At 54.6% G+C, this 14,617-nt stretch carries 10 protein-coding genes and 5 tRNA genes; 7 read left to right on the top strand and 8 right to left on the bottom strand.

Annotated elements, in window-relative coordinates; translation table 11 throughout:
- The first annotated feature begins 117 nt into the window (after positions 1 to 117).
- Positions 118 to 582: a hypothetical protein gene (locus tag ACTG2G_RS00770; protein ID WP_111900169.1), complete on the top strand. Its 465-nt coding sequence runs from the start codon at positions 118 to 120 to the stop codon at positions 580 to 582.
- A gap of 283 nt (positions 583 to 865) precedes the next feature.
- Positions 866 to 2,701 (top strand): sigma 54-interacting transcriptional regulator, encoded by a 1,836-nt coding sequence (locus tag ACTG2G_RS00765; protein ID WP_421387590.1) that lies wholly within the window; start codon positions 866 to 868, stop codon positions 2,699 to 2,701.
- Positions 2,702 to 2,871: 170 nt separating this feature from the next.
- Here ACTG2G_RS00765 and ACTG2G_RS00760 read toward each other — a convergent pair.
- From ACTG2G_RS00760 to ACTG2G_RS00730, 7 genes are all read right to left on the bottom strand, one after another.
- Positions 2,872 to 2,948: transfer RNA gene (locus tag ACTG2G_RS00760), tRNA-Val, on the bottom strand.
- Between the two features lie 38 nt (positions 2,949 to 2,986).
- Positions 2,987 to 3,063 (bottom strand) — tRNA-Val (locus ACTG2G_RS00755).
- 26 nt (positions 3,064 to 3,089) lie between these two features.
- Positions 3,090 to 3,166 (bottom strand) — tRNA-Val (locus tag ACTG2G_RS00750).
- 18 nt (positions 3,167 to 3,184) lie between these two features.
- A tRNA-Val gene (locus ACTG2G_RS00745) sits at positions 3,185 to 3,261 on the bottom strand.
- A gap of 12 nt (positions 3,262 to 3,273) precedes the next feature.
- A tRNA-Val gene (locus ACTG2G_RS00740) sits at positions 3,274 to 3,350 on the bottom strand.
- 159 nt (positions 3,351 to 3,509) lie between these two features.
- The gene (locus tag ACTG2G_RS00735) at positions 3,510 to 4,889 is read right to left on the bottom strand and encodes an MATE family efflux transporter (RefSeq protein WP_439985024.1); all 1,380 of its coding nucleotides are present in this window, start codon (positions 4,887 to 4,889) and stop codon (positions 3,510 to 3,512) included.
- 148 nt (positions 4,890 to 5,037) lie between these two features.
- On the bottom strand, positions 5,038 to 5,244 hold the full coding sequence (locus tag ACTG2G_RS00730; protein WP_005345813.1) for a YaeP family protein: 207 nt from the start codon (positions 5,242 to 5,244) through the stop codon (positions 5,038 to 5,040).
- Positions 5,245 to 5,377: 133 nt separating this feature from the next.
- Here ACTG2G_RS00730 and ACTG2G_RS00725 point away from each other — a divergent pair, with 133 nt between their 5' ends.
- From ACTG2G_RS00725 to ACTG2G_RS00710, 4 genes are all read left to right on the top strand, one after another.
- On the top strand, positions 5,378 to 6,001 hold the full coding sequence (locus ACTG2G_RS00725; protein ID WP_216953512.1) for a riboflavin synthase subunit alpha: 624 nt from the start codon (positions 5,378 to 5,380) through the stop codon (positions 5,999 to 6,001).
- 522 nt (positions 6,002 to 6,523) lie between these two features.
- Positions 6,524 to 7,804, top strand: a complete 1,281-nt coding sequence (locus ACTG2G_RS00720; protein ID WP_439985023.1) for an MFS transporter — start codon at positions 6,524 to 6,526, stop codon at positions 7,802 to 7,804.
- Positions 7,805 to 7,858: 54 nt separating this feature from the next.
- A complete protein-coding gene (locus ACTG2G_RS00715) occupies positions 7,859 to 10,921 on the top strand; it encodes a beta-galactosidase (RefSeq protein WP_439985022.1) in 3,063 nt (1,020 codons plus the stop codon).
- A gap of 359 nt (positions 10,922 to 11,280) precedes the next feature.
- A protein-coding gene (locus ACTG2G_RS00710) for an IS1 family transposase (RefSeq protein ID WP_270657729.1) occupies positions 11,281 to 11,975 on the top strand; the annotation gives its coding sequence in 2 pieces (ribosomal slippage) (positions 11,281 to 11,527 and positions 11,527 to 11,975; 696 coding nt in all).
- A gap of 128 nt (positions 11,976 to 12,103) precedes the next feature.
- Here the strand turns inward: ACTG2G_RS00710 and ACTG2G_RS00705 are convergent.
- On the bottom strand, positions 12,104 to 13,411 hold the full coding sequence (locus ACTG2G_RS00705) for a carbohydrate porin (RefSeq protein ID WP_429206219.1): 1,308 nt from the start codon (positions 13,409 to 13,411) through the stop codon (positions 12,104 to 12,106).
- A gap of 156 nt (positions 13,412 to 13,567) precedes the next feature.
- On the opposite strand from ACTG2G_RS00705, the gene ACTG2G_RS00700 reads away from it, so the two are divergent.
- Positions 13,568 to 14,548: an IS5-like element IS5 family transposase gene (locus ACTG2G_RS00700; protein ID WP_232093577.1), complete on the top strand. Its 981-nt coding sequence runs from the start codon at positions 13,568 to 13,570 to the stop codon at positions 14,546 to 14,548.
- Positions 14,549 to 14,617: the final 69 nt, after the last annotated feature.

Here is a 14,617-nt window from a genome sequence, read left to right as displayed (position 1 = left end):
CGTGATATATCTGTCTTCCCCCTATCCGACCCCTTAGCCCCGGGCCTGACGGCGACAGCTATAGTATGAAAAAGAGCTGACTGACACTGTTTAACCAATGCCAGTGAGGGAAACCGGATGAGCACAAGTGAGCAATCTGAGCCTGTGGGGCAGGAAAAATCGCGCTATGACCCGGCATTGCCTACCGGTTATGACTGGCGCAGACACCGCCGTTTTATCCTCAGTGGCGGTGGTTACAAGGCACAATGCAGCCGTCGCAACTGGTTTTTGGAGTTGCTCAACCCGGTGCCCTATGTGGTAGTGCGCGACATAGCCATCGGTGGCATCGGTATTCTGGGGGCCATACGGTTGAAAGAGGGGGATGAGCTGGTGATTGCCATTCCCTCTGGCGAGAAGCTGCGCGGTCTGGTCGTGAGATCCCAGCCAGACCCGCTCTTTCCCAAACTCTATCGCACCGGTATTCGTCTGCATCGATATCCGACGGCCGAGCTGTTTGCCCGCTGGCAAAGTTACATTCAGCCGCAAGATAAAGCGGATTTCGACCATGAGTGCCAAGTCTTGAAACAGGTACGCGGCGCGTGAACCAAATGTCATTTCAGAGGTTGTTTTCCCCACATTCAGCATGATCTGTCGATAGACTTTGCGGATCAGCAGGCTTGGCTGACACGAGTGGTTTATCTCGCTGCATGTGTTTTCATCTTTATGTTTTTATTGAATTTTATCTGTGCCTCTGAAGTCGCGGAGGATGCGGATCTTTTTCCCTTTTCGTGATCCCCCCCGAAGTAGTTCCCCCTGATATCCCTTAGTATCTGGCCAGCATGACTCCCTTTCGGGGGAGGATAACAAGAACAAAAAGGAATGATGGATGAGATCCGTGAGCAACCAGTGTCTGTTGATGCAGATCCAGCCGACCATCTTGCGCTTTGCCAAGATGCTGGCCAGTGTGCTGCAGCTTGAGGTCGAGATTGTGGATGCCGATATGGTTCGGGTGGCTGGCACCGGGCCCTATGGCAAGTTCTTCGGACGTCAGCTGGAGGGGGATTCTCGCCTGCTGCGCTATGTGATTGATAACCAGCGGGAGAAGATCGTTACCCACACCAGCGATGATCCCGTGTGTGACGGCTGTACCTGCAAGGAGAGCTGCCGTGAGCGCGCCTTCCTTGGGGTGCCCATCATGGTGGACGAGCGCTGCATCGGCGTGATCAGTCTGGTGGCCTTCAGCGACGAGCAGCAGGCGCGCCTCAACAACAATCTGCAGGATGTGTGTGACTATGTGCGCCACATCTCCACCATCTTTGTAGCCAAGTTGCTCGATTCACGCGGGCTGTCGGACGGGGTCAACAAGGTGTTCCTCAATCTGATGACCAACATGGATCAAGGTTGCCTGCTGCTCGATGACAAGAGTCAACTGCTCTACGCCAACGAGGTGGCACTCCATCATCTGGGTTGCCAGCAGGAACAGCTGCAGGGGCGCGAAGTGGGGATCCGCCCGCTCACCTTCTCCCAACAGGGGCTCAGTGGTCATCTTCAGCACATCATCACCTTTGAAGGTCGTCAGGAGCTGATCATCGGCCAGCTACATCATGTGCAGGGCCAGCAGCTCTTTCTGATGGCGTTTCACCAGTCCCACTCCGGTCAGGTTCAGGAGCCGGATCCGGATGTGCGGATCGATCAGCTGATCGGCGAGAGCAAGCCGATGCGCACCCTCAAACGACTGCTGCACCGCATCGCCCAGAGTCCTTCCAGCGTGCTGATTTGTGGCGAGAGCGGCACCGGTAAAGAGGTGGTGGCCCGCGCTGTCCATCGCCTGAGTCCGCGGCAGGACAAGCCTTTTATTGCCATCAACTGTGCCGCCATTCCCGAACAACTGCTGGAGAGCGAGCTGTTTGGCTATGTGAAGGGCTCCTTTACCGGTGCCTCCAGCGGTGGCAAGCAGGGCCTGATCCAGGCAGCCCATCAGGGCACCCTGTTCCTTGACGAGATTGGCGACATGCCGCTCACCATGCAGGCCAAGCTGCTGCGGGTGCTGGAGCTGCGGGAGGTGACCCCCATCGGGGCCAGCCGACCGGTGCCGGTGGATATTCGCATCATCGCCGCCACCCACCAGCATCTCGATCAATACATAGCCGAGGGGAAGTTTCGCGAGGATCTCTACTACCGCATCAACGTCATCCCCCTCAACCTGCCGCCACTGCGGGAGCGGGAAGGGGACGTGGAGCTGCTGACCCACTACTTCCTCAACCTGCACACCAGCCGCATTGGCATTGTCTATCCCGGTCTGGCGCCCGAGGTGATGGCGCTGCTCAAGGGGTATCGCTGGCCTGGAAACGTGCGCGAGCTCAGCAACCTCATCGAATATCTGGTCAACGTCAGCCAGGCGGGCGAGGTGATTGACGCCAGCCTGCTGCCCCCCAACATCATCCGCAATCAGGAGCCCCATCGCGTCACCGCCCAGTCGATCCCGGTGACCAATCTGGATGCGGCGTTCAATGTGCCTGCCACCGCTCCGCTCGCCGCAATGCCGGAGAAACTGCCTGAACCCGCTCCGGGTGAGAGCGGCCTTGAGAGCATGGAGAAACAGATGATTGAAGAGACCCTGCAGCGGCTCGGCAACAAGAAACTGGCCGCACAGGCGCTGGGGATTGGGATTGCCACCCTCTATCGCAAGATAAAGAAGTACGAGATTGCCGTGCAGAGCTGAGGCGCTGGCGGCATCTATCCGGCCCGTGTCGTTCATCGGATGACACGGGTTTTTTATGGGAACAAGGCTTTGCGCCATTGCCGAACAGTGCTGAACGGATTGGCGGGGCAGGGGAGTGGCTGCATTGCAGAATGCAAAAAGCCCGCTCGATGAGCGGGCTTTTTATAATCTGGTGCGTCCTAGTGGATTCGAACCACCGACCCCCACCATGTCAAGGTGATGCTCTAACCAGCTGAGCTAAGGACGCAGGGTGCGCAATGCGACTTTTATTTCTTTATGCAGAAGTGGTGGGTTTAATTGGATTCGAACCAACGACCCCTACCATGTCAAGGTAGTGCTCTAACCAACTGAGCTATAAACCCACATCTGCATTTCTTTCAATGCTGAATGGTGCGTCCTAGTGGATTCGAACCACCGACCCCCACCATGTCAAGGTGATGCTCTAACCAGCTGAGCTAAGGACGCATAATCAGTATTCTGTAATGGTGCGTCCTAGTGGATTCGAACCACCGACCCCCACCATGTCAAGGTGGTGCTCTAACCAGCTGAGCTAAGGACGCATCACAGAAAAGTGGTGGGTTTAATTGGATTCGAACCAACGACCCCTACCATGTCAAGGTAGTGCTCTAACCAACTGAGCTATAAACCCACGTTCTCTTGCTTCACTACGCCAGCGCTGCTGACGTGGTCGGCATACTACCCATGCCCCCCAAGGCTGTCAACAGGCCATATGCACAAAGGAGACTGTTTGCCCAGTTCTTGCGCAGCCTGTTGATTTTGCAGGCGAGTTGTCGCTTGCCAAGCCCTGTTACTGGGCTCGCGACAGGGTAGTGCAGGCCTCCGGAGTGGCAAAACGGCCATAGATGTAGCGCAATCTCGCCCCCAGCATCAGGGCCGCACTGGTGAGGCCGACGATAAAGCCGATCCAGAAGCCCTGCGGCCCCATCCGCGGCACCAGCCAGTCGGTCAGACCCAGGATCATGCCGGTGGGCAGCCCCAGTCCCCAGTAGGCGACGATGGTGACGTAGAAGATCGCCTGGGTATCCTTGTAACCGCGTAGTGCGGCGGCCGCGACCACCTGCACCGAGTCGGAGATTTGATAGATGGCGGCGAAGAATAGCAAAATGGCCGCCAGGACGATCACCTGCTGATCATCGGTATAGATGGAGGCGATCTGCTCGCGCAGCAGCACCGTCATGGCGGCAGTGGCAGCAGCGATGGCCATCCCCAGCATCAAGCCGGTGCGAGCCGCTACCTGGGCGTGATGGGGTTGCCCTTCACCGATGCTGTGGCCGACCCGGATGGTGACACCCACCCCGATGGAGAGGGGCAGCATAAAGACCAGGCTGGAGAAGTTGAGGGCAATCTGGTGGCTCGCCACCGTCTCGGCACCGAAGGGGGCCAGCATCAGGGCCACCACGGTAAACAGGGTCACCTCGCAGAAGATCGCCATGGCGATGGGGAACCCTAAGCGGAACAAGCGCCAGATCCGGCTGCCGTTGGGGCGAGCCAGCTGGGAGAAAAGCCGGATCTCGGTGAAGTGACGGGAGAGCTTCACATAGACGATCATCGCCAGCAGCATGGCCCACAGCACGATGGCAGTAGCCACGCCACAGCCGACACCGCCCAGTTTCGGCATGCCGAAGTGGCCGTGAATGAAGATGTAGTTGGCGGGAATATTGACCGCCAGCCCGACAAAGCCGATCACCATGGTGGGCATAGTGTGGGAGAGCCCCTCACTGAAGTTGCGCAGCACCTGGAACAGCACGAAGGCAGGCAGGCCCCACAGGATGGCGTGCAGATAACCAGTGGTCTTGGCCGCCATCACCGGTTCCACATCCATGAACTGCAACGCCAGCGGGCTGTAATAGAGGGCTATCATCGCCAGCGGGGTGACGATCAGTGCCAGCCAGAAGCCCTGATGAACGGCCGGGCGAATTGCCTCCCGTTTACGGGCGCCATTGAGCTGTGAGACGATTGGGGTGAGCGCCATGATGATCCCCTGCACCAGCAGGATCACCGGTAGCCAGAAGCTGGACGCCACCGACACGGCAGCCAGATCGACCGCACTCACCTGACCCGCCATCACGGTATCGACGAAATTCATGGCGACCTGGGCCACCTGGGCGACCAGAATGGGGCTGGCTAGACGGACGAGCTGCTTCGCCTCGGACCAATAACGTTGCACTGACACCTCCGAGTGGATCAGATAAGAGTAAAAAAGAGCGGAAATCGGGAAGAGCCTTTGCACTTTCGGACGAAAGTGCAAAGGGTGGGGGAGGCATTCTAGCCTGAAATTCAGCCAGGACGAAATAGTTGCCGCCCCGGGGGCAGGATCAGGCGTCTTCGTGATCGCTGATCAGCAGGTTGGCAGCGGCATAGGCTGCCTGTTCGCGCAGCTCGGCGGGTACCCGCTCATCGGCGGCGACCGCGTTGAGGGCGCGAATAGTGGCGGCGATGGCGTTTGGCACATAGCCCTGCTCGCCGGAGCCAATCTGGTTATAGGCGATACGGATCGCTTCACAACATTGATATACCTGCATTTCTTTTTTCCTTGTTTACCCGGATGTGAACGGCGTCACTATAGCGATCGGGCGCAAGCTTGTCAGCCTGTACCCTTGTCTCACCTTCTGCCCGAGGTTAACCTGCCCTTTTTGCCGTAGCAGGAGACGAGAGATGTTCACTGGCATAGTGCAGGGGACCGCCGAACTGGTGGCCATCGAGGAGCAACCCAACTTCCGTACCCATGTTATCCGCATGCCAAGCCCGGCGTGGGGGGAAGGGCTGGTCCTCGGCGCTTCGGTCGCCCACAACGGCTGCTGTTTGACCGTCACCCGGGTCGAGGGTGAGCTGGTCAGCTTTGATCTGATGCAGGAGACCCTGCGTCTCACCAATCTCGGCTTGTTGCAGGTGGGGGACAAGGTCAATGTGGAGCGGGCCGCCCGCTTTGGTGACGAGATCGGCGGTCATGCCATGTCTGGCCACATCATTGGCATGGCAGAGGTTACCTCGGTGATCGACACACCCAACAACCGTCAGGTGTGGTATCGCCTTGCTCCCGAGCTGATGAAATATGTGCTGACCAAGGGATACATCGGCATCGACGGCATCAGCCTGACCATAGGTGAGGTGCGCGAGCGGGAGCGGGAGTTTTGCGTTCACTTGATCCCCGAGACCCTGGCCCGCACCAACCTGGGTTGGGTCAAGGCTGGCTGGCAGACCAATATCGAGATCGATCCCCAGACTCAGGCCATCGTCGATACGGTGGAGCGGGTACTGGCGGCGCGCGCGGGTAACTGAAGGCACTGTCCCAGTTATATGTTGAAAGGGAGCATTGTTGCCCAAATTGATGCAGCTTGAATGAAACTAACTGAGGACTCGGTGATCTGATCACCACTACCCTCTATCAAGTCTGCATCATGGGAGCGTCCCTGCCCCCCCATCACCAACGAGTTTGTAGTGGTCTAATCATCTTGGCCACCATCGTAGGGGGAGCAGTTATCACCATGGTCTGCTTAATGACCTGATGAGATCAGGTCGCTATCTCTATAACCTCCATCTACATAATTTCGATTCTATTAATGAAGCTGCTTTAATTTTCCATATTTTATTATTTTTATAATCAGAAATTTATTATTTGATTGTGCTAGTGGGGTCTCTTTTTTATATACTTCCATATGGTGCTGGTGTAATCGTTTACATTGGTGTGTGTTACGTCACAATATGCATCGTAATTAGTTCGTAATCTTGTCATGAGGCGAGGGCAGTCTGAGGACATTCTCTCAAGTCAATGGTTTATTATGGACAATGGATGGATATTTGATGAGTATAGAAAGATTGTTTGGATTGAATAGAAATATGGTAATGTTCGGTGCCATATTTTTTCTTTACTTTTTTGTAATGGGAGCTTATTTTCCATTTTTCCCGATTTGGCTGCATGATGTCAATGGTATCAGCAAGGCTGAAGCTGGAATTGTCTTCGGCACTATTTCTTTATTTGCACTTCTATTTCAGCCAGTATTTGGGCTGATTTCTGACAAGTTAGGGCTGAAAAAGAATTTGCTCTGGATAATCATTGGATTACTGGTATTCTTCGCGCACTTCTTTCTTTATGTATTGGCACCATTGCTGAAATTGAACATCTATCTCGGTTCTATCGTAGGGGGCATGTACATCGGTTTTGTATTTGCAGGCGGGGCTCCTGCCATAGAGGCTTATGTTGAGAAGGTGAGTCGCTCCAGTCAGTTCGAGTTTGGCCGAGCAAGGATGTTTGGCGCAATAGGCTGGGCCCTTTGTGCCTCTATTGTAGGGATCATGTTTACCATCAACAATGAGTTCGTGTTCTGGATGGGGTCTGCTTTTGCTGTTGTAATGGCGGTTTTATTCTATTTTATCAACCCTGGTCGTGGTAGCACCAGTGAAGTGCTAGATAGTATTGGCGCCAATCAGAAAGGGTTTAGCGTAAAACTGGCAATGGGATTGTTAAAACAACCAAAATTCTGGTTCTTCACCCTCTATGTCGTCGGGGTGGCATGTACCTATGACGTATTTGATCAGCAATTCGCGAATTTTTTTACCGCATTCTTTGATACAAAAGAAGAAGGTACTCGTTACTTTGGTTATGTCACTACGATGGGGGAGTTACTGAACGCCAGCATCATGTTTTTTGCCCCACTGATTGTGAATCGAATTGGCGGAAAAAATGCCCTGCTAATCGCTGGGACCATCATGTCTATTCGAATCATCGGCTCCTCATTCGCCGAGACAGTTAGCCATGTCATTTTGCTGAAAACTCTACATATGTTGGAAGTTCCATTCCTGTTGGTCGGTACATTCAAGTACATCACTAGTGAATTTGATGTTCGCTTTAGGGCGACTATCTGGTTGATTGGTTATCAGTTCTTCAAGCAGCTAGCAACCATGTTTATGTCTGTGTGGGCTGGATCTATGTATGAGGTGATGGGCTTTCGTGAAACCTACTTGGTATTGGGCATTATTGCCGCAACTTTCACCTTTATTTCTGTCTTTACCCTCTCGGGAATGGGACCACTTGGGCTGTTAAAGGGTAGAACGATGGTTTCAAAAAAAGCCGCTAGTTACTAACCGACCATTTTGTAATCAGAGATTTGAAAAAGGTTATAAAAGATGAATAACAGTATGGCGTTACACCAAATCATTTGTCGTGCCGATTGGCAAACACAGGCTGTGACCAGTGTTAATCGTTTACCCACCCATACCCCCATGTTCAGCTGGCGCAGCGAAGCGGATGCCAGGGGTGATCTGGCCTCTTCCTCCCGTCTCTTGCTCGATGGCGAGTGGCGCTTCTCCTTCTTTGCCGCCCCCGAGCGGGTGCCCGGGAGCTGGCTGGCGCAGGATCTGGCGGATGCCTGCCCCATTACAGTGCCGGGTAACTGGCAGCTGGATGCCGCCTATCCGGCTACGCGGCCGCTCACCGATGGCCCCATCTACACCAATATCAAGTACCCCTTTCCCTGCGATCCGCCCCGGGTGCCAGCAGAGAACCCCACCGGTTGCTACTCCCGCGAGTTCGAATTGCCCGCCGACTGGCTGGCAAGCGGCCAGAGCCGGATCATCTTCGACGGGGTTAGCAGTGCCTTCCACCTCTTCTGCAACGGCCGCTGGGTAGGTTACTCCCAGGACAGCCGCCTGCCCGCCGAATTCGATCTGACCCCATATCTGCAGAGCGGTCGCAACCGGTTGGCGGTGCTGGTACTGCGCTGGTCTGACGGCTCCTATCTGGAAGATCAGGATATGTGGTGGCTGTCGGGGATCTTCCGCTCCGTCAGCCTGTTGCACAAACCGTCCCGCCATCTGATGGATATGCGGGTGACGCCTGAGCTGGATGCCTGCTATCGGGATGGCCGTCTCAAGATTGCACTGCAGGTGGCTAATGGGGCCGGTCTGTCGGTGGAGGCCAATCTCTATGACGGTGGCGAGCGGGTCGTGACCTTGCGCCAGCTGATAGGCACCCAAGCCATTGATGAGAAAGGGGCTTACGACGATCGCTCCGAGTTCTGGCTTGACGTGGCTGCGCCGCGCAAGTGGAGCGCCGAGACGCCCCATCTCTATCGTCTGACCCTGACCCTGCTCGACGAGCAGGGCCAGGCCATCGAGAGCGAAGCGTGCGATGTGGGCTTTAGGGTGGTGGAGATCTGTGGCGGCCTGCTGCGGGTCAACGGGCAGCCGCTGCTTATTCGCGGTGCCAACCGTCATGAACACCATCCCGCCAAGGGTTATGCCGTTGATCGCGCCACCATGGAGCGGGATCTGCTGCTGATGAAGCGGCACAACTTCAATGCGGTGCGTTGCTCCCACTATCCCAACCACCCCGATTTCTATCGCCTCTGCGATCGGCTCGGTCTTTATGTGGTGGACGAGGCGAATCTGGAGACCCACGGCATGACCCCGATGGGGCGGCTGGCGCGGGATCCCGCCTGGAGCAATGCCTTTCTGGAGCGGGCCACCCGCATGGTGGCACGGGATTTCAACCACCCCTCCATCATCATCTGGTCGCTCGGCAACGAGTCGGGTTACGGCCCGGCCCATGATGCCATGTATGGCTGGATCAAGCGCAGCGACCCGAGCCGTCCGGTGCAGTACGAGGGGGGCGGGGCCGATACCCCGGCGACCGACATCATCTGCCCCATGTATGCCAGAACCCATCAGGATCAGCCCTTCCCGGCGGTGCCCAAGTGGGCGCTGGCCAAGTGGATCGGTCTGCCCGACGAGCACCGGCCGCTGATCCTCTGCGAATATGCCCACGCCATGGGCAACAGTCTCGGGGGCTACGCCCACTATTGGCAGGCGTTTCGCGATCATCCACGTCTGCAAGGCGGGTTTGTCTGGGATTGGGTCGATCAGGGGCTCGACAAATACACCGCCAATGCTCGCCACTACTGGGGCTATGGCGGCGATTTTGGTGATGTGCAAAACGATCGCCAGTTCTGTTGCAACGGTCTGCTGTTCCCGGATCGCACCCCCCATCCCGCGCTGTTTGAGGCAAAGCGCGCCCAGCAGCCGTTCCGCTTCACTCTGCTTGAGCACACCCCGCTGCGGGTGCGGATCGAGAGCGAATATCTGTTTCGGGAAACCGACAACGAGCGGCTTTGCTGGCAGTTGTGCGAGAACGGCCATGTGCAGCAGCAGGGGGAGATCTCCCTTGAGCTGGCGCCACAGGGAGTGGTCGAGTTGACCCTGAGCGGGACGCTGCCTCCCTTTGCGGCAGGCTCACTGGCCTGGCTCGATCTGGCCATCGTTCAGCCCCAGGCCACCCTGTGGTCGCAGGCGGATCACAAGGTCGCCCGTCAGCAGTTCACCCTGCCGACCCCCCTTGCCCTGCCAGCGCCGGTCGCTGCCGCTACCCTGAGCGAGCAGCCGGATGGCTGGTTGGTCACTGCCGCAAACAGCCAGTGGTGGCTCGACAAGCTGAGCGGTCGTATCACCAGTTGGCAAAAATCGGGGCAGGAGCAGTTGCTGGCGCCGATCATGGATCACTTCTATCGCGCACCGCTCGACAACGACATTGGCACCAGCGAAGCGGATCACGCCGACCCCAACTCCTGGATTGCCCGCTGGCAGGCGTGTGGTCTCGGTCAGTGGCAGCACCGCTGTCTGGGGATTGCGGTCGCCGGAGGGGATATCCGGGTCAGCCATGGCTACTTCCATCACGATGAGCTGCTGCTGGTGAGTCACTGGCATCACCGCTTTACCGACGATGGCGCCATGAGCCTAGAGATAGAAACCGAGCTGGCACAGGTGCTGCCGTCGCTGCCGCGGATCGGTCTGCTGCTCCATCTGGCCGAGGTACCGGCGCGAGCCGAATGGCTGGGGCGTGGCCCTCACGAGAACTATCCGGATCGTTTGCTGGGCGCTGATCTTGGTCGCTGGAGTTTGCCGCTGGAGGCGATGCATACCCCTTACATCTTCCCGAGCGACAACGGCTTGCGCTGCGATACCCGCCAGTTGCAGCTGGGCAGCACGACGGTGAACGGCAGCTTCCATTTCAGTGCCAGCCGCTTCAGTCAGCAACAGCTGGCCGCCGCCCGTCACCAGAGCGATCTGGTGGCCGAAGAGGGGCTGTGGGTCTGCCTCGATGGCGCCCACATGGGGGTGGGCGGGGATGACTCCTGGAGCCAGAGCGTGCGTCCCGAGTATCAACTGCTCGAGAGTCGTTACCGTTGGGGCTGCACCCTTTATTAAGTGAAGCCTGCCAGACCATCATGATGAAGCGCCGGGTATCATCCGGCGCTTCTATTTTATGGCGTGTTATAAACATACTTTCTACACCAGGTTAGATTCATGGAGAAGATTCGAGTTCACCAAGCTGGATATCTCATCTGATGGAGATAACAAACTCGTTATTTTCTGGTGTAGAAGCTATCTCATAAAAATCAAGTTTGTAAAAAGTGAGCCATGATGTTTCCCTTAGGGAAGTGTTGATTACTTAACCTCATCAGAACGGTTTTGCTATATTTTTATCGGAGGTTACCAAAAAATATTGGGTGATGCATCCGATCGGTTGAGTTGATATGATGAACTCTTTTGAGACCGACAGCTTCATGGCATCCATCACCGTTCACTGCCCTCGCTGCAACTCTGACCACGTATATCGCCATGGGAAGACCCCTGCCGGCCATGTTCGCTATCGTTGCCCCGTCTGTCCGCACGTGTTTCAGCTCACCTACACCTATGAAGCCCGCAAGCCTGGCGTCAAAGACAAGATTGTTGATATGGCGTTCAACGGCTCAGGTGTTCGTGATACTGCTCGCGTCCTCAAGATTGGCATCAACACAGTCATACGCACCCTAAAAAACTCACCCCAAGGCAAGTAACCTCCGAAAAGGTGGTGCTCGATGACGTGGCACTTATCTGTGAACTTGATGAGCAATGGGCCTATGTTGGCAACAAACAGCATCGACATTGGCTTTGGTATGCTTTTGATACCAAGAGAAAACGAGTCGTGGCATATACCTTTGGCCCACGCAACGATGAGACATGCCGTCGGTTGCTGAGCCTGCTTTCTCCGTTCCAGATAGGCTTTATCACCAGTGATGATTGGGGAAGCTATGCCAGAGAGGTGCCGAGCGAGATGCATCTGACCGGGAAGATATTCACCCAGCGTATCGAGCGTAACAACCTGACGCTCAGAATGCGCATCAAGCGATTGGCTCGCAAGACCATCTGCTTCTCTCGTTCCGTTGAGCTCCACGAGAAAGTGATTGGTGCCTTTATAGAAAGACACCATTTCAACTGATTGGAGTCATTACCTCGTGTCATATACAACCAACTAATAACAATGCCAGTCATATATAACTGACTGGCATTGTGCATAGATAACTTAATACTGATATTTAGTATAGCGACATTTTCCAGTCAATATATTTACCACCATACTTCGATATTAAAGCCGAAAGTCGCTTCGTTTTGACTACCGGCTTTATCGCCAGTCAACTTAACAGGTTTGCCATACACATCGCCTTGACGACTCCACTCATTATCCAGTTCGGCGTAGGTGGCAAATAAACGCAGGGTTGGTCGAGCCCAGACAGAGCGGCCAGCTTGGAACATTTGTGCCAACGTTACCTTGGAGAAGTTGTTCACACCTGAACCATTTTGAGCCTTGACGCGCTCGTAACCAATTTCAAGAGCCGTTGCTGTAAAGTCATTCCAACTATATTGCGGACGCATACCAGCACTGAACCAGTCACTGCCGTACTCATTATCAAGCTCCAGGCTTTGATAAGCTATTGAATAAAGAGCACTCCACTTGTCATTAAAAAAGAGATCGCCATGGTTTATAACGCGGAAACTACTGCCATCATGGTCGACTCCAATCGCATATTTTACTGCTGAGGCTCCCTCGGCACTCATCAAACCGCCAGCCAATCCATCGATACCATACTGCATAGCGAGCGTATTACTACCTAGAGCCCACTTCTGCTGGTATAGCATGCTCAGCATTGCACCGCTATCCGTGATCTCCTGATTTGGATAACCTTTGTTATCAAACTGTTCGAAATGATCATTCTGGGCGAATACATAGTTCAAACCGAGCGTTATATGAGCACCACTGCTTATATTTATATCGGATAGTCGAACATCAAAGTGGTGTAACGAACGGATCTCGTCATGGTAGGCCCCATTTTCACCAAGGGCATTATAACTGCTCTCCGGGGTGAAATAGGCGAGATGAAGCTTGGTGCCGCTAACGTCAATATTTTCAATACCAAAGCCCTTGTTAGAGACATCCCAATACTTGACATCGATCATGTGAACTTCATGGCGCTGATAGAATCGCTCCCCGGCCCAGACTACCGCGCCAGGCAAACTTGGCAATATATTATGAGCAGAAGACCAGACCTGTAATGTACCGACATCGCTCCACTTGTCGCCACTGCCAATATAATATGTGAAATCGAAGTAAGCCTCCTCTTGCCGCCACAAGTCAGCCTTGAAACCCAACTCCCACCAGTTCATCTCATTACCAAGACGATAGTTGCCATACCCCTCCTGGGCTCGTAGTACAGCATCCAGTTCTCCTTTACCCCCATTACGTTCATCGTTATTCGTGTTTATATTGCCCCACTTGGCATATCCCATTGTTGTGAAATTTTCAAATGCAGCCTGAGAAGACAAAGGCTGCATCGCTAATAAAAGCAGACTGAAGCAGTTTGATTTTTTTAGTTTCATGTATTTTCCTTACTTGTCAATATTAAATGGGTTTTCTTTGCATCGTTAAGATAATAAAAGGCACGACCTATTTCACCAGGTAACCTAGGGAAGGTGCGAACAAGTCCCTGATATGAGATCATGTTTGTCATCTGGAGCCATGGAACAGGGTTCATCATGAGTCATCAGCTCACCTTCGCCGACAGTGAATTCAGCAGTAAGCGCCGTCAGACCAGAAAAGAGATTTTCTTGTCCCGCATGGAGCAGATTCTACCATGGCAAAACATGGTGGAAGTCATCGAGCCGTTTTACCCCAAGGCTGGTAATGGCCGGCGACCTTATCCGCTGGAAACCATGCTACGCATTCACTGCATGCAGCATTGGTACAACCTGAGCGATGGCGCGATGGAAGATGCTCTGTACGAAATCGCCTCCATGCGTCTGTTTGCCCGGTTATCCCTGGATAGCGCCTTGCCGGACCGCACCACCATCATGAATTTCCGCCACCTGCTGGAGCAGCATCAACTGGCCCGCCAATTGTTCAAGACCATCAATCGCTGGCTGGCCGAAGCAGGCGTCATGATGACCCAAGGCACCTTGGTCGATGCCACCATCATTGAGGCACCCAGCTCGACCAAGAACAAAGAGCAGCAACGCGATCCGGAGATGCATCAGACCAAGAAAGGCAATCAGTGGCACTTTGGCATGAAGGCCCACATTGGTGTCGATGCCAAGAGTGGCATGACCCACAGCCTAGTCACCACCGCGGCCAACGAGCATGACCTCAATCAGCTGGGTAATCTGCTGCATGGAGAGGAGCAATTTGTCTCAGCCGATGCCGGCTACCAAGGGGCGCCACAGCGCAAGGAGCTGGCCGAGGTGGATGTGGACTGGCTGATCGCCGAGCGCCCCGGCAAGGTAAGAACCTTGAAACAGCATCCACGCAAGAACAAAACGGCCATCAACATCGAATACATGAAAGCCAGCATCCGGGCCAAGGTGGAGCACCCATTTCGCATCATCAAGCGACAGTTCGGCTTCGTGAAAGCCAGATACAAGGGGTTGCTGAAAAACGATAACCAACTGGCGATGTTATTCACGCTGGCCAACCTGTTTCGGGCGGACCAAATGATACGTCAGTGGGAGAGATCTCACTAAAAACTGGGAATAACGCCTTAAATGGCGAAGAAACGGTCTAAATAGGCTGATTCAAGGCATTTACGGGAG

This window comes from Aeromonas sp. 55A (genome assembly GCF_051919665.1).
Lineage (GTDB): Bacteria > Pseudomonadota > Gammaproteobacteria > Enterobacterales > Aeromonadaceae > Aeromonas > Aeromonas veronii.
The sequence above is the reverse complement of the archived record's forward strand: the minus strand, read 5'-3'. Positions and strand labels throughout refer to the sequence as shown.

What these genes read in the sequence shown, in the direction of transcription:
- ACTG2G_RS00770 (WP_111900169.1), top strand. Translation starts at nt 118, where the DNA reads ATGAGCACAAGTGAGCAATCTGAGCCTGTGGGGCAGGAAAAATCGCGC.
- ACTG2G_RS00765 (WP_421387590.1), top strand. Translation starts at nt 866, where the DNA reads ATGAGATCCGTGAGCAACCAGTGTCTGTTGATGCAGATCCAGCCGACC.
- ACTG2G_RS00730 (WP_005345813.1), bottom strand. Translation starts at nt 5,244, where the DNA reads ATGCAGGTATATCAATGTTGTGAAGCGATCCGTATCGCCTATAACCAG.
- ACTG2G_RS00725 (WP_216953512.1), top strand. Translation starts at nt 5,378, where the DNA reads ATGTTCACTGGCATAGTGCAGGGGACCGCCGAACTGGTGGCCATCGAG.
- ACTG2G_RS00720 (WP_439985023.1), top strand. Translation starts at nt 6,524, where the DNA reads ATGAGTATAGAAAGATTGTTTGGATTGAATAGAAATATGGTAATGTTC.
- ACTG2G_RS00715 (WP_439985022.1), top strand. Translation starts at nt 7,859, where the DNA reads ATGGCGTTACACCAAATCATTTGTCGTGCCGATTGGCAAACACAGGCT.
- ACTG2G_RS00705 (WP_429206219.1), bottom strand. Translation starts at nt 13,411, where the DNA reads ATGAAACTAAAAAAATCAAACTGCTTCAGTCTGCTTTTATTAGCGATG.
- ACTG2G_RS00700 (WP_232093577.1), top strand. Translation starts at nt 13,568, where the DNA reads ATGAGTCATCAGCTCACCTTCGCCGACAGTGAATTCAGCAGTAAGCGC.